We start from the raw sequence: 23314 nt of genomic DNA on the forward strand, positions 1-23314 counted from the left end.
CGGTCCCCCGGCGGGGCCGGGGCGTCACAGCGACTCGACCCAGTTGCGCAGCAGCGCGGCACCGGCGTCGCCGGACTTCTCCGGGTGGAACTGGGTCGCGCACAGCGGCCCGTTCTCGACCGCGGCGACGAACCGGTCACCGCCGTGCTCGGCCCAGGTCACCAGCGGCGGGCGCGTCCGGCCGTGGGTCTCCAGGACCCACTCGCGGACGCCGTACGAGTGCACGAAGTAGAACCGCTCCCCCTCGATCCCGCGGAACAGGCTGCTGCCCTCGGGCACCTCGACGGTGTTCCAGCCCATGTGGGGTACGACGGGCGCCTGGAGGCGCTCCACGACCCCCGGCCACTCGGCCAGCCCCACCGTGTCGTCGCCGTGCTCGACGCCGTGCGCGAAGAGGATCTGCATGCCCACGCAGATGCCGAGCACGGGACGGCCGCCGGCGAGACGCCGTCCGATCACCTCGTGCCCCTTCACCGCGCGGAGCCCCTCGACGCACGCGCGGAAGGCGCCGACGCCGGGCACGACCAGGCCGTCGGCGTCCGCGGCGGCCTTCCGGTCGGCGGTCAGTGTCACGTCGGCCCCGGCGCGCTCGAGCGCGCGGACCGCCGAGCGGGTGTTGCCGGAGCCGTAGTCGAGGACCACGACGAACTTGGTCACAGGCTGCCCTTGGTGCTGGGCACGCCCGTCTCGCGCGGGTCGTAGGCGATCGCGTCGCGCAGGGCACGGGCCACGGCCTTGAACTGCGCCTCGACGAGGTGGTGCGGGTCGCGGCTGGAGAGCACCCGCACGTGCAGCGCGATCTGGGCGTGGAAGGCCAGCGTCTCGAAGACGTGCCGGGTCAGCGACCCGAGGTAGGAGTCCCCGATCGTGACGAAGACCTGCGCCTCGGGCTCGCCGGTGTGCACGCAGTACGGGCGGCCGGAGACGTCGACCGCGCACTGCACGAGCGCCTCGTCGAGCGGCACCAGGGAGTCCCCGAAGCGGCGGATCCCCTTCTTGTCCCCCAGCGCCTCGCGCAGGGCGTCGCCGAGCGCGATCGCGGTGTCCTCGACGGTGTGGTGGGCGTCGATGTGGGTGTCGCCGTCGGTGTGCACGGTCAGGTCGATCAGCGAGTGCCGCGCCAGCGAGGACAGCATGTGGTCGTAGAACCCCACGCCGGTGGAGACGTCGGCGTGCCCGGTGCCGTCGAGGTCGAGCTCGACGAGGACCTTCGACTCCTTCGTCTCCCGCTCGATGCGTGCGCGGCGGTTGTCTGGGCTGCTCATCGTCCTAGTACCTCCAACAGGGCGGCCTTGAAGGCCGCCATCTCCTCCGGTGTCCCGACCGAGACCCGCAGCCAGCCGTCGGGGCCGGTCTCGCGGATCAGCACCCCCTGGTCGAGTAGACCCTGCCACACCGCGTGCCGGTCCTCGAACCGGCCGAACAGGCAGAAGTTCGCGTCGCTGTCGGCGACCTCGAGGCCCTGCTCCCGAAGCCAGGACACGGTCGCGTCCCGCTCGGCACGCAGGTCGTCGACCCGGGCCAGCAGCTCGTCGGCGTGCCTCAGCGCGACGCCGGCCACGGCCTGGGTGACCGCCGAGAGGTGGTACGGCAGCCGCACCACCCGCAGCGCGTCGCAGATCTCGGTCGACGCGGCCAGGTAGCCCAGCCGTGCCCCGGCCAGCGCGAACGCCTTGCTCATGGTCCGCGAGACGATCAGGTTCGGCGTCGAGGCGAGTAGCTCCAGCGCGCTCGGCGTGCCGGTGCGCCGGAACTCGCCGTACGCCTCGTCGATCACCACCACCCCCGGGGCCGCCGCGCAGACGGCCTTGACCGTGTCGAGCGGCAGCGCGGTGCCGGTGGGGTTGTTCGGCGACGGCAGCAGCACGACGGTCGGCCGGTGCTCGGCGATCACGGCGAGGGCGTGCTCCACGTCGAGGGAGAAGTCGTCCTCGCGGTGTCCCACGACCCAGCCGGTGCTCGCGTCGCGGGCGTACTCCGGGTACATCGAGTACGTCGGCGCGAAGGAGACCGCGACCCGGCCCGGGCCGCCGAACGCCTGGAGGATCTGCAGCATCACCTCGTTGGACCCGTTGGCGGCCCACACGTGCTCCGGGGCCACACCGTGGCCGAGGTAGTCGGCCAGCGCGACCCGGAGCGCGGTGAACTCGCGGTCGGGGTACCGGTTGAGGGTGCCGGTCACCGAGGCGACCGCGGCGGCGACGTCGGCCACCACCGCCTCGCTCGGGCCGTAGGGGTTCTCGTTGACGTTGAGGGCCACGGGCACGTCGAGCTGGGGGGCGCCGTACGGCTCGATGCCACGCAGCTCCTCCCGAAGGGGAAGCGTCATCGGCGGTCCTCGAGACGGACCCGGATGGCGGCGCCGTGACCTGGCAGGTCCTCGGCGTCGGCGAGGGTCATCACGTGGTCGGCGATGTCGCGCAGCGCGGCGTCGGTGTACTCGACGACGTGCACGGCCTTGCGGAAGGACCGCACGGACAGGCCCGAGGAGTGGCACGCGCAGCCGGCGGTCGGCAGCACGTGGTTGGAGCCGGCGGCGTAGTCGCCGAGCGAGACCGGGGCGAACGCGCCGACGAACACGGCCCCGGCGTTGCGGACCCGGCCGGCCCAGCGGCCGGCGTCCTCGGTCTGGATCTCGAGGTGCTCGGCGGCGTAGCCGTTGACCACGGCGAGCCCCTGCTCGAGGTCCTCGACCAGCACGATCGCGGACTGACGGCCACCGAGCGCGGTGCGGACCCGCTCGACGTGCCGGGTGACCGACACCTGCTTGTCGAGCTCGGCCTCGACCTCACCGGCGAGCCGTTCGGACGGGGTGACCAGCACGGACGACGCCAGCGGGTCGTGCTCGGCCTGGCTGATCAGGTCGGCGGCGACGTGCGCGGGCACGGCGCTGTCGTCGGCGAGGATCGCGATCTCGGTCGGGCCGGCCTCGGAGTCGATGCCGACGACGCCCTTGAGCAGCCGCTTCGCGGAGACCGTGTAGATGTTGCCCGGCCCGGTGACCAGGTCGACCGGCCGGCAGGGCCCGGCGCCGTACGCGAACATCGCGACCGCCTGCGCACCGCCCACGGCGTAGACCTCGTCCACCCCGAGCAGCGCGCAGGCCGCGAGGATGGTCGGGTGCGGCAGGCCGCCGTTGGACGCCTGCGGGGAGGAGGTGAGCGCGATCGAGCTCACCCCGGCCACCTGGGCGGGAACCACGTTCATGACCACGCTGGAGACCAGCGGCGCGAGGCCGCCGGGCACGTAGAGACCGACCCGCTCGACCGGGACCATCCGCTGGGTGACCGTGCCGCCGGGCACCACCTCGGTGACCACGTCGGACTCGAGCTCGGCCTCGCAGGTGATCCGCAGCCGGCGGATCGACTCCTCCAGCGCGGCCCGGACGGCGGGCTCGAGGGCGTCGAGCGCCTCGGTCAGCGCCTCCCGCGGCACCCGGATGTCGGTCTGCTCGACCCGGTCGAACTTCGCGGCGAACTCGGTGATCGCCTCGACCCCGCGATGGCGCACGGCGTCACAGATGGGACGGACGACGTCGAGGGCGGCCTCGACGTCGAGCTCTGCGCGCGGCACCACGGTGCGGTAGTCAGGAGCCGCGTCCGCGGACGCGCCCCTGAGGTCGATACGGCGGATCATGGGTCCCAGTGTAGGGCTGCGCGGTGAGCCGCCCTGCGCGGTGTGTCAGCGCGCGGACCCCGCAGGGATGCCCCGGTGGGTAAGCCGGTGGGTAGGTTGTCCCCGTGACCTCGCAGCTGCCCATGTTCCCCCTGAACACCGTGCTGTTCCCGGGCGTGACGATGCCGCTGCACGTGTTCGAGGACCGGTACCGGGCGCTGGTCCACCACCTGCTGACCATCCACGACCGCAGCGAGCGGCTCTTCGGCGTGGTGGCGATCCGGGAGGGCTACGAGGTCGGCTCGCACGGCTCGCGGTCGGTGCACCGGATCGGCTGCGTGGCGCAGATGACGTCGGTCGAGCCGTACGAGGACGGGCGCTTCGACATCGAGGTGGTCGGCCGCTCCCGGTTCCGCCTCGACGCGATGGACACCTCGGGCCCCTTCCTCGTGGGTCAGGTCACCCACCTCCCGGACGACCCGCGCAAGGCCGGTACGGCGGAGGAGGCGGCCCGGGCTCTCGAGACGTTCGCGGTCTACCGGGCCCGGCTGTCGGAGCTGCGCGGCGCCGACGTCCTCGACGGGGCCCTCCCCCGCGACCCGACGTACCTGTCCTACACGCTGGCGGCGACCTGCCTGCTGACCCTGCGCGAGCGGCAGGCCCTGCTCGAGGCGGACTCCGCCCGCGAGCGGCTCATCATGCTGCGGATGTCGCTGCGCGAGGAGATGCGGGCGATGCGCGCGATCCCGTCCCTGCCCGCCACCGAGGTGGCCCGCACCGGGTGGTCCCCGAACTGATGGCGCGCAGGAACGCTCCCGGCGGTACGCCGGCGACCGTGGCCCTCACGCGCGCCGGGGTCGGGTTCACGACCCATCCCTACGACCACGACCCGGCCGCGGAGTCCTTCGGCCTGGAGGCCGCCCGGGCGCTCGGCGTCGACCCGGCGCGGGTCTTCAAGACCCTGTTCGTCTCGGCGGACGGCCGGCTCGCCGTCGGGGTGGTCCCGGTCTCGGGCCGGCTCGACCTCAAGGCGGTCGCCGCGGCCCTGGACGCGAAGAAGGCCGTGATGGCCGAGCCGGCCGTGGCGGAGCGCGCGTCGGGCTACGTGGTCGGCGGGATCTCCCCGGTGGGCCAGAAGCGTCCGCACCCGACCGTGGTGGACGAGTCGGCGCTCGCCTTCGAGACCGTCTTCGTCTCCGGCGGCCGGCGGGGCCTGGACCTGGAGCTCGCTCCGGCCGACCTGCTCCGCGTCACCTCGGCGACGACGGCGCGGATCGGCCGGAGCTGAGCCGGTGCCCGGTCAGTCGGTGGTGAGCCGGTGCCCGGTCAGTCGGTGGTGAGGCGGAACCGGGCGCGCACGACGTTGTCGGAGTCCACCCAGCTGCTGGCGCCGAGGGCGTCGAGCGGGGCGAGGTTCTCCTGGATCGTCAGCTCGTCGGGGCCGGTCTTCCCGGCCGCCTCGGTGAAGTCCTTGGCCAGCTTCTCGACGGCGTCGAAGCTCAGGTAGAAGGCGCTGGTCGCCTCGTCGGCCTCCGGAAGCACCTCCTGGAAGGCGACGTCGTCGCCGAGCGCCCCCTCCTCCACGAGCCGGGCGACGTACGCCGGGTCCAGGCCCAGGGCGACCAGGCCCTCGGCCTGCTCGACCTGGAGGAGGTCGGCGTCGGGGCCGATGGCGGCCTTGACCTTGTCGACCGCGGCCGTGACCTCGGCGGGGTCGCCGGAGACGCGGACCCCGACGGGCACCGTGGTCGGGTCGCCGGCATGCATCAGGGCATGGACGTCCACGTCGCCGTCGACCGAGATGCTGAAGCCGTCCCCAAGCAGCGCCTCGACGTCCTCGGGCAGGGCCAGACCGGTCTGCGCCTCGGCCTCGCGGAGCATCTCCTCGGTGGACATCCCGGGACCGAAGACGCCCGACATCGAGTCGAGCCAGGTGCCGAGCCAACCGTCCTCGAGGCCCACGGTGAACGCCGCCGCGGTCGTGGCGGGCAGGTCGGAGAGGCTCGGGCCGGCCGCCTTCTGCGAGACGCCGGCGGGCATGCCCTTCCCGGCGACCTCCACGTCCATCGCACCGTCCTCGAACCGGACCACCCCGGCCATGCCCTCGAAGTCGGCGTAGAGCTCCTGCACCTCCCGCATCCGGTCGGCGCCGGCCCCGGCCTCGAGCCGGGCCGTCGTCCCGCTCGGCGCGTAGTCGAACCAGGCGTCGCCCGACTCGCTGAGCTCGGCGAGCACCTCGGGGGCCTCGGCGGAGGCGTACATGGTCACGATCCCGGGGTCACCCACGGCGTCGGTCCACTCCTGGAACTCCGCGTCGTCGGCCAGCGACGCCTCCGCGGCTGCGGCCGCGAGCGCGTCGGCGTGCTTCTGGGTGTCGCTGACCACGGCGTAGTCGCCGACGAAGGCGAAGCCGCCCTCGGCGTCACCCTCGGACGTGTCGCCGGAGCCACCGGTGTTGTCCTCGCAGGACGACAGCTTCTCCAGGCCCGTCCGGGCGGCGTCCTCGTCGGTGACCTGCAGGGCGAGCACCGGGGTCGGACCTGCGTCCTCGCCGTCACCAGGGACGACGGCCAGCGCGACCCGGTCACCGATCCACGGGGCCACGTCGTCGCCGTAGGCGAGGTCGGTGCAGATGCCGTCGGCCTGGATCTGCTCGAACATCAGCCGGCGCAGGTCGTCCTTCGCCTCGAGGTCGAGCTCCTTCTCGAGCCCGGGGAACTTCTTGAGGATCCGCACGGCCTCGATCTTCTGCTCCGCGGAGGGGTCGAGGTCGAGGCTGACGTAGCCGACCGCGTCCGCGGGCACCGCGTCGGCGGGCTGGCTCCCACCGCCCATCAGGGCCAGGGCGCCCCAGCCGCCGACGCCGACGACCGCGACAACGCCGAGGGCCGCCACGGCGAGCAGGGGGCCGCGGCGCGTGGGCCGCGACTGCTCGGCGCCGCCCGCGCCGAGGTACTCCGGGGACCCGGCTCCCGTCGGCTCGTCAGGACCGGTGGGCTGGTACGACGACATGGCTGTCTCCCCGTGCGTGAAAGGTGGTTCTCAAGGATGGGTGCGATCCGCGACGAGACGCGCCGAGACCGCCCCCGTCGTTGCGGGGCCTACGCTACCGGGCCGGGCCGCCCTCGGTGCGGTCCTCGCCGAGATGGCCGAACGCGTCGTGGTCGCGGCGTGCGCCGGACGGCTCGTCCTTCGGTGGCGACCACAGGATGATCAGCGCACCGAGCAGCACGGCCACCGGCCAGACGAGGTAGCTCGCGGGGGCGGTGACCAGGAGCTCGACGGGCACCTTCTCCCCCGGCCGCGCCTGGGCAAGGGCGGCGTCGGGATCCCCGGGGCCGAGCAGCCACCCGGTCAGCGCCATCGTCGCGGCGGCGAGCCCGGAGCCGAGCACCAGGGTGAGCGTGGTCAGGCGCAGGTCGCGCTGCCGCCACCAGGTGAGCACGACCCCGGCCGTGAAACCCGCGACGGCGGCGACGACGGCGTACCAGCCGTCACTGTCGAAGCGCTTGGCGAGCTCGGCCTCGCCCATCGAGCCGCCGCGCCGGCCGGCGGTGAACACCGCGGGGTCGACCAGCGCCCACCACACGACACCGCACATCACGCCGAGCCCCAGCAGGGTGCCGAGGACCGCGGCCACGTCGGCGGCGGCGCCCGCATGCCGTCGCACGGACGGGGCCGGACCAGCAGCGCCGGCGCCGGACCCGGGGGCCGGGCGACTCACACCCCGGCCAGACAGCTCGGACCGAGCAGCGCCTTCAGGTCCGCGAACAGGGCCGAGGTGGGCGTGACCCGCAGCCGGTCGTCGAGCTTCATCACGGTGGTGGAGGTCTTGGTCATCAGCCGCAGCCGCACCTCGGTGACCCCGGGGTGCGTGCCGAGCACGTCCTTGAGCTGCTCCACGACCGGCGGGGTGCAGCGGGTCGAGGGCAGGCTGATCACCACCGGCCCGGCGGGACCGTCGTTGAGGTCGGGGAGGCTGACCTCCTGGCCGTGCATCTCCGGCTGGTCCTTGCTCCGGCTCAGCCGGCCCTTGACCGTGACGATCGCGTCCTCGGTGAGCAGGGTCGAGGCGAGCTGGTAGGCGCTGGGGAAGAGCAGGATGTCGATCGCGCCCTCGAGGTCCTCCAGGGTCACCATCGCCCACGCGTCACCGCGCTTGGTGATCTTGCGCTGCACCGAGGTGATCAGCCCCGAGATGGTGACCGTCGAGCCGTCGGTCCGTTCCTCGTCGAGGAGCAGCTGGCCGATGGTGCAGTCGGTGCCGTTGGCCAGGATGTGCTCCAGGCCGAGCAGCGGGTGGTCGGAGACGTAGAGGCCGAGCATGTCGCGCTCGTGGCCGAGCAGCGTCTGCTTGTCCCACTCGTCGATCTCGGGGATCGCGATCGACACGCCCCAGCCGCCGTCCTCGCCGGCGCTGTCGAGGCCCCCGAAGAGGGAGTCCTGGCCGATCGCCTCGTTGCGCTTGATGTCGACGTACTGGTCGACCGCGTTCTCGTGGATGGTGACCAGGGCCCGGCGACGGTGGCCGAGCGAGTCGAACGCGCCGGCCTTGACCAGCGACTCGATCACGCGCTTGTTGCAGACCAGCGTGGAGACCTTGCCCATGAAGTCGCCGAAGTCGGTGAAGCGCCCCTTCTCGGCGCGGGCGGCGACCACCGCGTCGACCACGTTCGTGCCGACGTTGCGGATCGCGGACAGGCCGAAGCGGATGTCGGTGCCGACCGGGGTGAAGTTCGAGTCCGACTCGTTGACGTCCGGCGGGAGCACCTTGATGCCCATCCGGCGGCACTCGTTGAGGTAGATCGCCATCTTGTCCTTGTCGTCCTTCACGGACGTCAGGACCGCCGCCATGTACTCGGCCGGGAAGTTCGCCTTGAGGTACGCCGTCCAGTACGACACCAGGCCGTACGCCGCGGAGTGCGCCTTGTTGAACGCGTAGTCGGAGAAGGGCAGCAGGATGTCCCACAGCGTCTGCACCGCGGCCATCGAGTAGCCGCGCTCCTGCATGCCCGCGGAGAAGGCCTCGAACTGCTTGTCGAGCTCCTCCTTCTTCTTCTTGCCCATCGCCCGGCGCAGCAGGTCCGCCTGACCCAGGGAGTAGCCGGCGAGCTTCTGCGCGATCGCCATGACCTGCTCCTGGTAGACGATCAGACCGTAGGTCTCACCCAGGATGTCCTCGAGCGGCTCGGCCAGCTCGGGGTGGATCGCCACGACCTCCTCGCGGCCGTTCTTGCGGCGGGCGTACTTGTTGTGCGAGTCCGCGCCCATCGGACCGGGGCGGTACAGCGCGCCGACCGCGGAGATGTCCTCGAAGGTGTCGGGGCGCATGCTGCGCAGCAGGGCGCGCATCGGGCCGCCGTCGAGCTGGAACACCCCGAGCGTGTCGCCGCGGGCGAGGAGCTGGTAGGTCTTCGGGTCGGTGAGCTCGAGCTCCTCGAGGACGACCGTCTCGCCACGGTTGGCCTCGACGTTCTTGACCGCGTCGTCGAGGACCGTGAGGTTGCGCAGCCCCAGGAAGTCCATCTTGATCAGGCCGAGGGTCTCGCAGGTCGGGTAGTCGAACTGCGTGATCATGGCGCCGTCGGCGGGCCGCCTGAGCAGCGGGATCACGTCGACCAGCGGCTCGCTGGACATGATGACGCCGGCGGCGTGGACGCCCCACTGCCGCTTGAGGCCCTCGATGCCGATCGCGGTGTCGACGACGCGCTTCACGTCGTTGTCGGACTCGTAGAGGCCGCGGAACTCCCCGCCCTCGCCGTACCGCTTGTGCTGGGGGTCGAAGATGTCGTTGAGCGGGACGTCCTTGCCCATCACCGCGGCCGGCATCGCCTTGGTGATCCGGTCACCCATCGCGAACGGGTAGCCCAGGATCCGGGAGGAGTCCTTGACCGCCTGCTTCGCCTTGATGGTGCCGTAGGTGACGATGTAGGAGACCCGGTCGTCGCCGTACTTCTCGGTGACGTAGCGGATCACCTCGCCGCGCCGACGCTCGTCGAAGTCGATGTCGAAGTCGGGCATCGAGATGCGGTCGGGGTTGAGGAACCGCTCGAAGATCAGTCCGTGCTTGAGCGGGTCGAGGTCGGTGATCCGCATCGCGTAGGCGACCATCGACCCGGCTCCGGAGCCACGGCCGGGGCCGACCCGGATGCCGTTCTCCTTGGCCCAGTTGATGAAGTCGGCGACCACGAGGAAGTAGCCCGGGAAGCCCATCTGGGTGATGACGCCGATCTCGAACTCGGCCTGCTTGCGGACCTCCGCGGGGACCCCGCCCGGGTAGCGGAACTGCAGGCCCTTCTCGACCTCCTTGACCAGCCAGGAGTCCTCGTTCTCGCCGGGCGGGCAGGGGAAGCGCGGCATGTACGTGCCGTTCCCCTCGGTGAACGACACGTCGCACCGCTCCGCGATGAGCAGGGTGTTGTCGCACGCCTCGCGCAGGCCGTACTTGCCGTCCCACAGAGCCCGCATCTCGGCGGCCGACTTCAGGTAGTAGCCGTCCCCGCTGAAGGCGAACCGCTGCCCGGGGCCGTCGCCGGCCGGGATGTCCATGGTGCTGCCGGAGTTGATGCAGAGCAGGTGCTCCTGGGACGGCGCGTCCTCGCGGTTGACGTAGTGCGAGTCGTTGGTCGCCAGCAGCGGGATCTGGAGGTCCTTGGCCAGCCGGAGCAGGCCGTCGCGGACCCGCTTCTCGATGTCGAGGCCGTGGTCCATCAGCTCGAGGAAGTAGTTCTCCCGGCCGAGGATGTCCTGGAAGTCGGCCGCGGTCTGGCGGGCCGCCGCGTAGTTGCCGTAGCGCAGGTGGACCTGCACCTCGCCCGAGGGGCAGCCGGTGGTGCCGATGATGCCCTTGCCGTGCTGGGCCAGGAGCTCGCGGTCCATCCGGGGGTGCTTGAAGAAGCCGTCGCGCCAGGCGCCCGTGGAGAGCCGGAACAGGTTGTGCATGCCCTCGGTGCTCTCCGAGAGCAGCGTCATGTGGGTGTAGGCACCGCGGGCGGAGACGTCGTCCGGACCGCCGTCGTAGAAGTTGACGCCGCGCTTGTCGAAACGGGAGATGTTCGGCGTGAAGTAGGCCTCGATGCCGATGATCGGCTTGACGCCGGCGGACTTGGCCTTCCTGTAGAACTCGTAGGCGCCGAAGACGTTGCCGTGGTCGGTCATCGCCACCGCCGGCATCCCCAGCTCGGCGGCCCGCTCGGTCAGCGCGGTGAGGCGCGCCGCGCCGTCGAGCATGGAGTACTCGGTGTGCACGTGCAGGTGCACGAACGAGTCGTTCGAACCGGACCCGACTGACATTGGCGGCGATCGCCCCTTCCAACCCGAACACAGACAAACAACAGCCGACGGGGGTCACCGCCGCTGGACCTCTTGGGGAAGAGAAGTCAGCCTACGTGACCCGTGAGCCCCATCGTGGCAGGACCCTCCGACAGTCCCGGGTGCGCCGGACCACAGGTCAGGAGCGCGCCGCGGAGCCCCACCCGTGCCACCGGTCGACCTCGATCCAGGCGCTGACCCGGGCCCGCTCGCGGTTGGGGTAGCGCCGTCCCGTGTAGTGGGTCGAGAGCCGGTCGATGTCGGCCAGGTCGGGGTCCTCGCGCAGCTCCACGATGCGGCCCTGGAGGCTGACGTGGGTGTACCAGCCCGCCTCGTCGAGGGCGGTCAGCGAGACCCGCGGGTCCTCGCGCAGGTACTCCAGCCGCTTGCGGCCCTCGTCCATGTTCACCAGCACCCGGTCGCCGTCCAGCAGGTACCAGGTGGCCACGGACACCGGCGCGCCGTCCGGCCGCAGCGAGGTGATCACCGCGGGGTTGGGCTTGGCGAGCAGGTCGCGGACGTCGTCGGGCAGCGGTGCGGCGGGCATGGGTCCTCCATCGGTACGGCGGGTGCCCGGGGACGTCCCGGGCGGGCGTCCCCGAACCTAGCGCGGCGGGCGACGCCGCCGTACGGCTAGCGACGGTCGGCGTCGACCGCGTCGCCGGCGGCGTCGAGGCTCACCGCGATCACGGTGTGCATGATCGCGGCGACCCGCTCCGGACCCAGGTTGGGGGTGCGGGCGGCCATCCGGGCCACGATCTCCGCCTCGCGCTCGGCGTCGCGGCCGGCGTGGCCCGGGACCGTCTTGCGGCGCTGGACCTCCGCGGTGAGGGCGGCCCGCTCGTTGAGCAGGTCGGCGAGCCGGTCGTCGACCTCGTCGATCCGGCCGCGCAGCTCGGCGAGGTCCCCGCGCCACACCATCCGCACGTCGGGGGCCTTCTCCTCGTTGCCGGCGCCGTCGGTGCGCTCGACCGCGACGAAGCCCTCGCGCTCGTAGAGGCGCCTGGCGTCGGTGTTGGACTCGAAGACCCACAGCTGGAGGCCGTCGGGACGGACCCCCTTGGCCAGGTCGAGCAGCACCGTGCCGATGCCCTGGCCGGTCCGGCCGGCCGCGACGTAGAGCGAGTGCACCCAGTCGTCCTCGAGCAGCAGCAGTCCGACCACCTCGCCGTCGAGCTCGGCGACCCACGCCTCACGGTCGCCGTGCAGCTGGTCGGAGAGGAACGCGCGGTCCTCGTCGGGGGTGTGCACCGGCGGGGGCATCATCGGCACCGCCGCCAGCCGGGTCTCGGAGAACATCGCGGCGACCGCGTCGAGGTCGTCGGGCACGCCGAGGCGCACCACGAGGTCGGCTACGCCGTCGGACCGCTCCATCCCCGCGTCCCCGTCAGTACTCGTCACGCAGCGCGTCGAGGGCGCGCTGCAGGTCGTCGGGGTACGGCGACTCGTACTCGACGTACTCCCCCGTCTCGGGGTGCTCGAAGCCGAGGCGTACCGCGTGCAGCCACTGCCGCTCGAGTCCGACCCGCTGCGCGAGCACCGGGTCGGCGCCGTAGGTGAGGTCGCCGACGCAGGGGTGCTTGAGCGCCGACATGTGCACCCGGATCTGGTGGGTCCGGCCGGTCTCGAGGTGGATCTCCAGCAGGCTGGCGAACCGGTGCGCCTCGAGCGTCTCGTAGTGCGTGACGCTGTCGCGGCCGCCGGCCATCACCGCGAACTTGTAGTCGTAGCGCGGGTGCCGCCCGATCGGGGCGTCCACGGTGCCGCGGAGCGGGTCGGGGTGGCCCTGGACCAGCGCGTGGTAGGTCTTGTCGACGGTGCGGTCGCGGAAGGCGTTCTTGAGCACCGAGTAGGCGTGCTCGGACTTGGTGACCACCATGACGCCGGAGGTGCCGACGTCGAGCCGCTGCACGATGCCCTGTCGCTCGGCGGCACCGCTGGTCGCGATCCGGAAGCCGGCCGCCCGCAGGTGGCCCACGACGGTGGGTCCGGTCCAGCCGGGGCTGGGGTGCACCGCGACGCCGATCGGCTTGTCGATGACCACGATCGACTCGTCGTCGTGGATGATCTTGATTCCCTCGACGGTCTCCGGCACCACCGCGACCGGGTCCACCAGCGACGGGATCTCCACGTCGAGGAAGGCGCCGGGCTCGACCCGGTCGGACTTGGCGACGGGCTTGCCGTCGAGGGTCACGTGACCGGCGGCGATCAGGTCGGCGGCCCGGGTGCGCGAGAGGCCGAACAGCCGCGCCAGGGCGGCGTCGAGCCGCTCCCCCGCCAGGCCGTCGGGCACCACCAGGCTGCGGCGCTCCATGCCGCCTGCGTCCAGTGTCACGGGCGGGTCCCTCCGCCGGCGGCGCCGGGGTCGGTCGCGGGCCGGGGCTCGCGGTCGCGCGCCGGCTCCTCGTGCCGGCCGCCGTCGACCCGCACGCCCCGCAGCGCCTGCAGGATGATCACCCCGGCGGCGATGTTGATGCAGATGTCGGCGACGTTGAACACCGGGAAGTTCGGGAACATGAAGAGGTCGACCACGTGGCCGCGGAACGGCCCGGGCGACCGGAAGATCCGGTCGCTGAGGTTGCCGGCCACGCCGCCGAGGAGGCAGCCGAGGCCGATCGCCCAGCCCACGCTGCCGAGCCTGCGCGCGGTCCACAGCACCGCCACGACGGCGACGACGGCGATGCCGGACAGCACGACGGTGTACGACGTACCGGTGCTGAAGGCCGCGCCGGGGTTCCGGGTGAGGTACAGCGAGAAGTAGTGGCCGACCAGCTCCACCGGGGGCTCACCGGTGAGCCGGTCGACCGCGATGATCTTGGTGACCACGTCGGTGACGAAGGCGACCGCCGCGATGGCGGCGAAGAGCCAGAGGTACCGGCGCCGGGACCGTGGCTGGGACTGGGGGTTCGACTGGTCGCTGGTGTTCAGCGACGCTCCTCGCGCTGCTTGCATGACAGGCACAGTGTCGCACGCGGGAAAGCCATGACCCGCATCTTGCCGATGGGCTGACCACAGCTCTCGCAGACGCCGTAGCTCCCGTCGTCGATGCGCGCGAGCGCCCGCTCGGTCTGCGCCAGCATCTCGCGGGCGTTGTTGGCCAGGCTCATCTCGTGGTCGCGCTCGAACGTGGTCGAGCCGACGTCGGCCTGGTCGTTGCCCGCGCCGTCACCGGCGTCGCGCATGAGCCCGGCGAGCTCCTCCTCGGCGTCGTGCAGCTCGTGCCGCAGCCGGTCGGCGTACTGGTTCAGCTCGTCGCGGACCTCGGCGAGCTCCGCGGTGGTCCACGGCTCCTCGTCGGACTTGACCGCCAGCGAGCTCGCAGCCTCCGCCGTGGACTTCTTCGCCGTGCTTCGCGCCGGGGCCTTCTTCGCCGCGGCCCTCGCCGTGGTCCGGGTGGCCGGAGCCGTGCTGCTCGTTGCCTTCTTCGTGGTTGCCATCTTGTTCACCGTGGCCTTCTTGGCGGGAGCCTTCTTGGCGGGAGCCTTCTTCGCCGGCGTCTTCTTCACCGACGTCTTCTTCACCGCGGTCGTGGCCGTGGAGGCCGTCTTCGCGGGAGTCTTCTTCGCGGGGGACTTCGTCGCCGGGGCCTTGGCGGCCGGCGCCTTCTTCGCGGGGGCCTTGGCCGCCGGCGTCTTCTTCGCGGGAGCCGAGCCGGTGGAGCCGGTGGAGCCCGGCGAGGCCTTGCGGGCGACCGTGGACGTCACGCGCTTGGCTGCCGCAGCGGTCCTGCCGGCGAGCTTCTTCGCGGTCGAGCGTGACATGGTGGAGCGGCCCCCTCAATACAGAAGGTGTGGCAGCAGCCACACGCGTGCCGCGAGAATATGCCCCTCGGAGGGGCTCAGCAACAGAACTCGCCAACTCCGACGCACAATCTCCACCGTCCCGGCACAGCCCGGGAAGCACCGCCGTGCGCCCGGACCACCACAAATCGGACCGTCCGTCTCACATCGGCACCGCCGTTCGCCCGAAAACCGGTGTGTGGCCTGCCCGGACGGTCTGGCAGACTTGGCGGCATCGCACGGCGTTGATGGGACGAGTAGCCCTGTACGGCCACGAGCGACCCGGGGACGGTGGGAGCCCGGGGGTGTCGGCAACGGTGAAGATCACCCCGGAGCCGCCGGAAGAGCGCCCCTCGGGGCGGGTAGAACCGGCAGCGATGACCTCACGAGAGGGTCGGCCTCCGCCAGGAGCCGGCCAAGGAGGGTGGTACCGCGGGTGCGGCCGACGGCCGGGCTCGTCCCTTCGCCAGGTTGACCCGGTGTGAAGGACAGAACCCGTGAGTGAGTACCGCCCCGTCCCGCCTCAGGTGGACCTCCCCGCCCTCGAGCACGACGTGCTCGAGCTGTGGCGCGAGCAGAGGACCTTCGAGCGGTCCCTGGAGCGCACCGACGGCGCCAAGCCCTGGACGTTCTACGAGGGCCCGCCCACCGCCAACGGCATGCCGGGCACCCACCACGTCGAGGCCCGCGTCTTCAAGGACGTCTTCCCCCGCTTCAAGACCATGCAGGGCTACCACGTCGACCGCAAGGGCGGCTGGGACTGTCACGGCCTGCCGGTCGAGCTCGCGGTCGAGAAGGAGCTCGGCTTCTCCGGCAAGGGCGACATCGAGGCCTTCGGCGTCGCGGAGTTCAACGCCAAGTGCCGTGAGTCCGTGCTGCGCCACGTCGGGGCGTTCGAGCAGATGACCGAGCGGATGGGCTACTGGGTCGACACCGAGGACGCCTACCGGACCATGGACCCCTCCTACGTCCAGTCCGTGTGGTGGGCGCTGAAGCAGATCCACGACCGGGGCCTGCTCGTCGAGGACCACCGGGTGGCGCCGTACTGCCCCCGCTGCGGGACCGGGCTCTCCGACCACGAGCTCGCCCAGGGCTACGAGACCGTCACCGACCCGTCCGTCTACGTCCGGATGCCCCTGACCTCCGGCCCGTACGCCGGCCGGGCGAGCCTGCTCGTGTGGACCACCACCCCCTGGACGCTGGTGTCGAACACCGCGGTCGCCGCGAACCCCGACGTGGACTACGTGGTGGCCGGCAACGGCGAGGAGACCCTGGTGGTCGCCGCGCCGCTGCTCGAGACCGCCCTCGGCGAGGGTTGGACCGTCGAGGCGACGGTGCGCGGCCGCGACATGGAGCGCTGGACCTACCAGCGGCCCTTCGAGCTCGTCGAGTTCCCCGCCGGCAGCACGCCCGCGCACTTCGTGGTGCTCGGTGAGTACGTCACCACCGAGGACGGCACCGGTCTCGTCCACCAGTCCCCCGCGTTCGGCGAGGACGACATGACGGTGTGCAAGGCCTACGGGCTGCCGGTGGTGAACCCGGTGCGCCCCGACGGGCACTTCGAGGACTCCCTCCCGCTGGTCGGCGGCCAGTTCTTCAAGCACGCCGACGCCGACCTGGTGAAGGACCTCGACAAGCGCGGCGTGCTCTTCCGCCACCTGGCCTACGAGCACTCCTACCCGCACTGCTGGCGCTGCCACACCGCCCTGCTCTACTACGCCCAGCCGTCGTGGTACGTGCGCACCACCGCGGCCAAGGACGCGCTGCTCCGGGAGAACGAGAAGACCAACTGGTTCCCCGACACGATCAAGTGGGGCCGGTACGGCGACTGGCTGAACAACAACATCGACTGGGCGCTGTCCCGCAGCCGCTACTGGGGCACGCCGCTGCCGATCTGGCGCTGCGCGGAGGGCCACCAGACCTGCGTCGGATCGCTGGCCGAGCTGTCGGGGCTGACCGGCACCGACCAGTCCGAGCTCGACCCGCACCGGCCCTTCGTCGACGACGTCACCTTCGCCTGCCCCGACTGCGGCGAGGAGGCCCGCCGGGTGCCGGAGGTGATCGACGCCTGGTTCGACAGCGGCTCGATGCCGTTCGCGCAGTGGGGCTTCCCGCACGCCGAGGGCTCCGAGGAGGCCTTCCGTACGGCGTACCCGGCGGACTTCATCTGCGAGGCGATCGACCAGACCCGCGGCTGGTTCTACACGCTGATGGCGATCGGCACGCTGGTCTTCGACCAGTCGTCGTACCGCAACGTGCTCTGCCTGGGCCACATCCTGGCCGAGGACGGCCGCAAGATGTCCAAGCACCTCGGCAACATCCTCGAGCCGATGCCGCTGATGGAGCAGCACGGCGCCGACGCGGTGCGCTGGTTCATGGCCTGCAGCGGCTCCCCCTGGGCCGCCCGCCGGGTCGGGCACGGCACCATCCAGGAGACGGTCCGCAAGGTGCTGCTGACCTACTGGAACACCGTCGCCTTCCACGTCCTCTACGCGCGCAGCGCCGGCTGGACCCCGGGCGGCGACGTGCCCCCGGTCGCCGACCGCCCGGTCCTCGACCGGTGGCTGCACGCGGAGACCGCGCGGCTGACCCGCGGGGTGACCGAGGCGCTCGAGGCCTTCGACACCCAGCGCGCCGGGAGCCTGCTGGCGCAGTTCGTCGACGACCTGTCCAACTGGTACGTACGGCGCTCGCGCCGCCGGTTCTGGGACGGTGACGCCGCCGCCCTGGCCACCCTGCACGACACCCTCGCCACGGTCACCAAGCTGCTCGCGCCGCTGACCCCGTTCATCACCGAGCGGGTGTGGCAGGACGTCGTCCGCCCGGTCGACCCGGCGGCGCCGGAGTCGGTGCACCTCGCCGACTGGCCCACCTGGACCGACGCCGACGTGGACGAGGAGCTCTCGGCCGCGGTCGCGCTCGCGCGCCGCCTCGTCGAGCTCGGCCGGGCCGCCCGCGCCGACGCCAAGGTGCGCACCCGCCAGCCGCTGCGCCGCGCGCTGGTGGGCTCCGCGGCCTGGGCCCGGCTCACGGAGGAGCTGCGCGCCGAGGTGGCCGACGAGCTCAACATCGGCGCGCTCGAGCCGCTGTCGTCGGCCGGCGCCGACCTCGTGGACCACACCGCCAAGGGCAACTTCCGGGCGCTGGGCAAGCGGTTCGCCAAGCGCACCCCGCAGGTCGCCGCCGCGGTCGCCGCCGCCGACGCCGCCGCCCTCGCCGCCGCGCTCGCCGAGCACGGCCGCGCCACGGTCAGCGTGGACGGCGAGGAGGTCGAGGTCCTCCCCGACGAGGTGATCGTCTCCGAGCGCCCGCGTGAGGGCTGGTCGGTCGTCAACGAGCAGGGCGAGACCGTCGCGCTCGACCTCGAGCTGACCCCCGCCCTGGTGCGGGCCGGTCTGGCCCGCGAGGTGGTCCGGCTGGTGCAGGAGGCCCGCAAGAACAGCGGCTTCGACGTCAGCGACCGGATCGTGCTCACCTGGAAGGCCACCGGGGAGACCGCCGAGGCGCTGCGCGAGAACGGCCCGCTCGTCGCCGGGGAGGTGCTCGCGGTCGAGATGCACGAGGGCGAGCCCGTGGGGCAGCCGGTGGCCCCGGCCGACGGCACGCCCACCGGGTCCGTCGTACACGACCCGGACCTCGGGCTGACCTTCTCGGTCACCCGCGTGTGAACCCGCGGCGCGGTGTCCCGGCCGCGACGTGCGACCGGGACGCCGCGACCGCCGGGTGCTGCCCGCCGTGGTGCCCGCCGGGGTGGTGTCCGCCGGACCGCGCGGACGAAGCACAACGCCGAAGGCCGGCTCCCCGTGCGGGGAGCCGGCCTTCGGCGTCTGTCTCTGCTGGCGCGGGTCAGCCGTGCTGGCTCTGCCCGCTCTCCTCGCCGAGAAGGGACTTGAGCCGCTTCGGGGCGTGGTCGCTCGAGCTGAGCGAACCGCCCTCGCCGTTGCCCTCGAGCGCGGACAGCTGCTGCTGGAAGTAGCTCTTCAGGCGGCTGCGGTACTCGCGCTCGAAGGAGCGGAGGTTCTCGACGTCGGCGCTGAGCTTGTCCTTCTCCTTCTCGAGGTCGCCGAAGAGCTGCTGGCGACGCTCGGCGGTCTCGGAGTCGAGCATCTGCGAGCGGGTCCGGGCGTCGGACTCCATGCGGTCGGCCTTGACCTTGGACTCGGACTCGAGCCGCTCGGCCTTGGTCCGCGCCTCGCCGACGATCTTGTCGGCCTGGTCCTTGGCGTCGCCGACGAGCTCGTCGGCGTTGCGGGCGGCGATCTCGAGCAGCCGCGCGGCGGCGCTCGACGCCTCCGCGACGGTGGCGACCTTGATCGTCTCCACCGAGCTCGACGCCGAGGCGGCGGGAGCGGGAGCGGGCTCGGGAGCCTTCACCGGCTCGGGGGCCTTGACGGGCTCGGGCGCCTTCTCCTGGACCGGGGCGGCAGCCGCGGCGGGGCCGCCCTGCTGCGCGCTGGCGAGCTTCGAGCGCAGGTCGTCGTTCTCACGAGTGAGTCGAGCAAGCTCGGCCTCGACCTCGTCGAGGAACTGGTCGACCTCGCCCATGTCGTAGCCCTCGCGAAGGCGGACCGGAGTAAAGCGCTTGTTGCTCACGTCCTCAGGCGTCAGCGGCATGACCTCACCCTTAATTCGTAGTCGGATGGAACGTGCGGCATCGCTGCCGCTGTCGCGCCCACGGTACTCCGCACGGAGGGCGGGGGCGCAACGGGGCTGCCCGATGGTCGAGCAGCCACAGAAGAGTATCGTCCGGGAGCCGCCAGCACTTAGACGAAGCTCTCGGTCAGGTTGAGCAGCAGGTACGTGATGATCAGCACGATCATGAAGCTCAGGTCGAGCGCGACGCTGCCCAGGCGCAGCGGCGGGATGAACCGGCGGAAGAAGTTGATCGGCGGATCCGTGATCGTGTACACGATCTCGAGTACGACCAGGATCGGTCCCGACGGCGTCCACGACCGCGCGAACACCTGCACCCAGTCCACGATGAAGCGGACGAAGAGCAGCGCGAGGAACAGCCAGAGGACCAGGCTCAGGATCTGGGCGACGGCACTAACCACGGAGACGAATCTAGCTCTGGTTGAAGAAGCCGCCCTCGGCGATGCGCTGCTTGTCCTCAGCGGCCACCGAGACGTTCGGGGGTGAGAGCAGGAACACCTTGTTGGTGACCCGCTCGATGGTGCCGCGCACGGCGAACACGAGGCCGGCGGCGAAGTCGACGAGACGCTTGGCGTCGTTGTCGTCCATCTCCGACAGGTTCATGATCACCGGGACTCCCTCGCGGAAGTTCTCGCCGATCGAACGCGCCTCGTTGTAGGTGCGCGGGTGCAGCGTGGTGATCCGCGACAGCTCCGCCACGACACCGGTCGGGCCGGGCGCGGGACGACGACGCTCGGCGATGTTCGCGACCGGCGTGGGCCGCGCGGCCTCCGCCCGGTCGGCCTCGGTGCCACGGGCCTGTCCGCGCTCGTCGTACTCGTCGTGGGAGGCGTACTCGTCGTCGAAACGATCGGTGTCCTCGAGCAGGCCTAGGTACACACCCATCTTGCGCATTGCGCCGCTCATGACCTGATGTCCTCCGGTACTCCGCGCCCTCGGTTAGGACGCTGCTGCTTGCTTGACACTACTTGATGGTGGGGCGACGTCCGAGCACCGCGCTGCCAATCCGCACGTGTGTCGCCCCGGCCCGGACCGCCTCTTCGAGGTCCGCGCTCATGCCCGCCGAGACCCAGGTGGCCTCGGGGTCCAGCCGTCGTACGTCGGCCGCCACCTCGGCGAGCCGGGCGAACGCCGCGGCGGGGTCGCCGCCGAGCGGGGCGACCCCCATCACGCCCCGCAGCCGCAGGCCCCCGGTGCCCGCGACCCGCTCGGCGAGGTCGAGCACGCCGTCGGGCTCGACACCCGCGCGGCCCTCCCCCGCACCGGGCGGGTCGAGGCTGACCTGGACCAGACAGTCGAGCTCCGCGCCGCGCTCGGCCGCCCCACGGGCCAGCCCGGTGAGGAGCTTGGCCCGGTCGACGGACTCGACCACGTCGGCGTACCGCGCGACCGCGGCCGCCTTGTTGCTCTGCAGGGTGCCGACGAAATGCCAGCGCAGGCCGAGGTCGCGGGTCTCGGCCGCCTTGGCCTCGGCCTCCTGGTGACGGTTCTCACCGACGTCGGTGACGCCGAGCCCGGCGAGCAGGCGTACGTCGGACGCCGGGAAGAACTTGGTGACCACGGTGAGCGTGACCTCGTCGGGGGAACGCCCGACCGACGTGCACGCGTCGGCGATCCTGACCCGCACCGCGGCGAGGTTGCGCTCGATCTCGGTCCGTCGCCGCGTGGCGGTGGCGTCCGTCTCGGTCCCGGTCCCGCTCGTGCGCGTGCTCACGGGCGCACCCAGACCAGGCCGGCGGAGCGGCCCGAGGCGGCGCCCTGGCGGCGGTAGGAGTAGAGGTCGTCGTCCTCCAGGGTGCAGCGGGAGGCGTCGAGCACCTCCACGCCGGCGGCCCGCAGCTGCGCGGTGACCCCGGCGCCCACGTCGACGGCCGGGGTGCCCCATGACGTCTCGGCGTAGGACTCGGGGACGACCGCGGCGACCTCGGCGCGCATCTCCTCCGGGACCTCGTAGCAGCGGCCGCACACGTGCGGCCCCACCCAGGCCACGAGCTGCTGCGCGCCCAGGTCACGCATCGCGGTCACGGTGCGCGTCACCACGCCCGCGACCATCCCCGGCCTTCCGGCGTGGGCCGCTCCCACGACGCCGTGCGCCTCGTCGGCGAGCAGCACCGGGACGCAGTCGGCGACCCGGACCATGAGAGCCACGCCGGGCACGGCCGTGACGAGACCGTCGGCCACCGGAGTCTCCTGCTCGTGCGGAGCGACGACGTACGCCTCGTCGACCACGTGGACCTCGGCCCCGTGGACCTGGTGCATGCGGACGACCAGCGGCGGGCGGACCCCCTCGGGCAGCGCGAACGGGTCCCCGTCGTACGCCTCGCCGCCCCGCGCGAACGCGTGGGCGACGAGGTCGACGTTCCTCCGCACCGTGACGGCGTCGTCCTCACCCTTCTCGGCGAGGTTCAGCGAGGCGTACGGCCCCGCGCTGACCCCGCCGTGACGGTCGGTGAAGGCGACGTCGATGACCCCGCGCGTGTCCTGGAAGGCGAACAACGAACCGGCGACCCTCGCCTACTTGAGGAAGTCGGGCACGTCGAGGTCGTCGTCGTCGAACTGCACCTGACGCGGCTGGCGCGGCGGGGCGGGCTGCGACGGCTGGCTCTGCTGACCCTGACCCTGCTGACCCTGACCCTGCTGGCCCGGCTGCGGACGCGACCCGTAGCCGCCCTGCTCGCCGGCCGGAGCGGCCGGACGCTGCGCGGGGGCGTCGGACTGCGGCCGCTGGTGGCTGACGCCGCCCTGGGTCGCGAGGCCGGGGTTGGCCGCCGGCCGCTGCGAGGCGAAGGACTGCGCGGCGGACCGCGTCTCCGCCTGCGACTGCGACTGCTGCTGCGGCTCGCGGCGGAGCACGGTGCCGCTGTCGCGACGCTTCGGCATGCCGCCGTCGAAGCCGGCCGCGATGACGGTCACGCGGACCTCGTCACCGAGCGCGTCGTCGATGGTCGCGCCGAAGATGATGTTCGCCTCGGCGTGTGCGGACTGCGCGACGAGCGCGGCGGCCTCGTTGATCTCGAACAGGCCGAGGTCGGAGCCGCCGGCGATCGAGAGCAGGACGCCGTGGGCGCCGTCGATGGACGCCTCGAGCAGCGGGCTGGAGACCGCCATCTCCGCGGCCGCGACCGAGCGGTCCTCGCCACGGGCCGAGCCGATACCCATGAGGGCGGAGCCGGCGTTGGCCATGACCGACTTCACGTCGGCGAAGTCGAGGTTGATCAGGCCCGGGGTGGTGATCAGGTCGGTGATGCCCGAGACGCCCTGGAGCAGCACCTGGTCGGCCTGCTTGAAGGCGTCGAGGACGCTGACGTTCCGGTCGCTGATCGACAGCAGCCGGTCGTTGGGGATCACGATGAGGGTGTCGACCTCCTCGCGGAGCTGGGAGATCCCCTCCTCGGCGGAGTTGGCGCGGCGACGGCCCTCGAAGGCGAACGGACGCGTGACGACACCGATGGTCAGGGCGCCCAGCGAGCGGGCGATCCGGGCCACGACGGGAGCGCCACCGGTGCCGGTGCCACCACCCTCGCCGGCGGTCACGAAGACCATGTCGGCGCCCTTCATGACCTCTTCGATCTCGTCGGCGTGGTCCTCGGCGGCCTTGCCACCCACCTCGGGGTTGGCTCCGGCGCCGAGCCCGCGGGTGAGCTCGCGGCCGATGTCGAGCTTGACGTCGGCGTCGCTCATGAGGAGTGCCTGGGCGTCGGTGTTGATCGCGATGAACTCGACGCCCTTGAGGCCGACCTCGATCATCCGGTTGACGGCGTTGACGCCACCTCCACCGATACCCACGACCTTGATGACGGCCAGGTAGTTCTGCGGTGCTGCCACGGCGGGTGCCTCTCGCTGCTCTTGCTGCCTGCTGCTTGCAGGCAGACGGGGTGTACGTCGGTGGGGGAAGTAGCCACGAGGCCTGTCGATAACCGGGAACCCTAACCCTGAAGTAGAGGGTTATAGTTATG

At 71.9% G+C, this 23314-nt stretch carries 21 protein-coding genes; 3 read left to right on the forward strand and 18 right to left on the reverse strand.

Features of this window, described 5'->3' with window-relative positions:
- Window positions 1–24: 24 nt before the first annotated feature.
- The 4 genes from hisH to hisD are packed head-to-tail and all read right to left on the reverse strand — an operon-like array spanning window position 25 to window position 3636.
- The gene (hisH, locus tag K1X13_RS02460; RefSeq protein ID WP_221023451.1) at window positions 25–657 is read right to left on the reverse strand and encodes an imidazole glycerol phosphate synthase subunit HisH; all 633 of its coding nucleotides are present in this window, start codon (window positions 655–657) and stop codon (window positions 25–27) included.
- A complete protein-coding gene (gene hisB / locus K1X13_RS02465; RefSeq protein ID WP_221023452.1) occupies window positions 654–1265 on the reverse strand; it encodes an imidazoleglycerol-phosphate dehydratase HisB in 612 nt (203 codons plus the stop codon). Before hisB ends, hisH begins: the two co-directional genes overlap by 4 nt.
- Window positions 1262–2329, reverse strand: coding sequence for a histidinol-phosphate transaminase (locus tag K1X13_RS02470; RefSeq protein WP_221023453.1), 1068 nt, complete (start codon window positions 2327–2329; stop codon window positions 1262–1264). The genes hisB and K1X13_RS02470 overlap by 4 nt, the downstream gene beginning before the upstream one ends.
- Window positions 2326–3636, reverse strand: a complete 1311-nt coding sequence (gene hisD, locus K1X13_RS02475) for a histidinol dehydrogenase (RefSeq protein ID WP_221023454.1) — start codon at window positions 3634–3636, stop codon at window positions 2326–2328. The genes K1X13_RS02470 and hisD overlap by 4 nt, the downstream gene beginning before the upstream one ends.
- Window positions 3637–3740: 104 nt before the next feature.
- On the opposite strand from hisD, the gene K1X13_RS02480 reads away from it, so the two are divergent.
- The gene (locus K1X13_RS02480; protein WP_221023455.1) at window positions 3741–4412 is read left to right on the forward strand and encodes an LON peptidase substrate-binding domain-containing protein; all 672 of its coding nucleotides are present in this window, start codon (window positions 3741–3743) and stop codon (window positions 4410–4412) included.
- Window positions 4412–4903, forward strand: a complete 492-nt coding sequence (ybaK, locus tag K1X13_RS02485) for a Cys-tRNA(Pro) deacylase (RefSeq protein ID WP_221024520.1) — start codon at window positions 4412–4414, stop codon at window positions 4901–4903. The genes K1X13_RS02480 and ybaK overlap by 1 nt, the downstream gene beginning before the upstream one ends.
- Window positions 4904–4941: 38 nt before the next feature.
- On the opposite strand, the gene K1X13_RS02490 is transcribed toward ybaK, so the two are convergent.
- The 8 genes from K1X13_RS02490 to K1X13_RS19540 all read right to left on the reverse strand — a co-directional run bounded on the left by K1X13_RS02490 (window position 4942) and on the right by K1X13_RS19540 (window position 14687).
- Window positions 4942–6627, reverse strand: a complete 1686-nt coding sequence (locus tag K1X13_RS02490; RefSeq protein WP_221023456.1) for a DUF3352 domain-containing protein — start codon at window positions 6625–6627, stop codon at window positions 4942–4944.
- Between the two features lie 94 nt (window positions 6628–6721).
- Window positions 6722–7285: a hypothetical protein gene (locus K1X13_RS02495; protein WP_221023457.1), complete on the reverse strand. Its 564-nt coding sequence runs from the start codon at window positions 7283–7285 to the stop codon at window positions 6722–6724.
- A gap of 50 nt (window positions 7286–7335) precedes the next feature.
- Entirely contained in the window at window positions 7336–10908 is a 3573-nt protein-coding gene (gene dnaE, locus K1X13_RS02500) for a DNA polymerase III subunit alpha (protein WP_221023458.1), read from the reverse strand.
- A gap of 157 nt (window positions 10909–11065) precedes the next feature.
- Entirely contained in the window at window positions 11066–11473 is a 408-nt protein-coding gene (locus tag K1X13_RS02505; protein WP_221023459.1) for a PPOX class F420-dependent oxidoreductase, read from the reverse strand.
- An 86-nt stretch (window positions 11474–11559) separates the two neighbouring features.
- Window positions 11560–12327 carry a GNAT family N-acetyltransferase gene (locus K1X13_RS02510; protein ID WP_221023460.1) on the reverse strand — a complete coding sequence of 256 codons (768 nt, stop codon included), beginning with the start codon at window positions 12325–12327 and terminating at the stop codon, window positions 11560–11562.
- On the reverse strand, window positions 12314–13240 hold the full coding sequence (locus K1X13_RS02515) for an RluA family pseudouridine synthase (protein ID WP_221024521.1): 927 nt from the start codon (window positions 13238–13240) through the stop codon (window positions 12314–12316). Before K1X13_RS02515 ends, K1X13_RS02510 begins: the two co-directional genes overlap by 14 nt.
- Before the next feature lie 17 nt (window positions 13241–13257).
- Entirely contained in the window at window positions 13258–13878 is a 621-nt protein-coding gene (locus tag K1X13_RS02520) for a signal peptidase II (protein ID WP_221023461.1), read from the reverse strand.
- Entirely contained in the window at window positions 13851–14687 is an 837-nt protein-coding gene (locus K1X13_RS19540) for a TraR/DksA family transcriptional regulator (protein WP_308249345.1), read from the reverse strand. The genes K1X13_RS02520 and K1X13_RS19540 overlap by 28 nt, the downstream gene beginning before the upstream one ends.
- 515 nt (window positions 14688–15202) lie before the next feature.
- Here K1X13_RS19540 and ileS point away from each other — a divergent pair.
- A complete protein-coding gene (gene ileS / locus K1X13_RS02530; RefSeq protein ID WP_221023462.1) occupies window positions 15203–18373 on the forward strand; it encodes an isoleucine--tRNA ligase in 3171 nt (1056 codons plus the stop codon).
- 178 nt (window positions 18374–18551) lie between these two features.
- Here ileS and K1X13_RS02535 read toward each other — a convergent pair whose 3' ends face one another.
- The 6 genes from K1X13_RS02535 to ftsZ all read right to left on the reverse strand — a co-directional run bounded on the left by K1X13_RS02535 (window position 18552) and on the right by ftsZ (window position 23183).
- Window positions 18552–19319, reverse strand: coding sequence for a DivIVA domain-containing protein (locus K1X13_RS02535; RefSeq protein WP_221023463.1), 768 nt, complete (start codon window positions 19317–19319; stop codon window positions 18552–18554).
- 149 nt (window positions 19320–19468) lie between these two features.
- Window positions 19469–19759, reverse strand: coding sequence for a YggT family protein (locus K1X13_RS02540; RefSeq protein WP_221023464.1), 291 nt, complete (start codon window positions 19757–19759; stop codon window positions 19469–19471).
- Window positions 19760–19769: 10 nt separating this feature from the next.
- A complete protein-coding gene (locus tag K1X13_RS19875) occupies window positions 19770–20264 on the reverse strand; it encodes a cell division protein SepF (RefSeq protein WP_221023465.1) in 495 nt (164 codons plus the stop codon).
- 58 nt (window positions 20265–20322) lie between these two features.
- Window positions 20323–21072 carry a YggS family pyridoxal phosphate-dependent enzyme gene (locus K1X13_RS02550; protein ID WP_308249346.1) on the reverse strand — a complete coding sequence of 250 codons (750 nt, stop codon included), beginning with the start codon at window positions 21070–21072 and terminating at the stop codon, window positions 20323–20325.
- Window positions 21069–21854, reverse strand: coding sequence for a peptidoglycan editing factor PgeF (gene pgeF / locus K1X13_RS02555; protein WP_221023466.1), 786 nt, complete (start codon window positions 21852–21854; stop codon window positions 21069–21071). The genes K1X13_RS02550 and pgeF overlap by 4 nt, the downstream gene beginning before the upstream one ends.
- A gap of 18 nt (window positions 21855–21872) precedes the next feature.
- Window positions 21873–23183, reverse strand: coding sequence for a cell division protein FtsZ (gene ftsZ, locus K1X13_RS02560; protein WP_221023467.1), 1311 nt, complete (start codon window positions 23181–23183; stop codon window positions 21873–21875).
- Window positions 23184–23314 lie beyond the last annotated feature (131 nt).

Source organism: Nocardioides jiangsuensis, assembly GCF_019679455.1.
Taxonomy (GTDB): Bacteria; Actinomycetota; Actinomycetes; order Propionibacteriales; family Nocardioidaceae; genus Nocardioides_C; species Nocardioides_C jiangsuensis.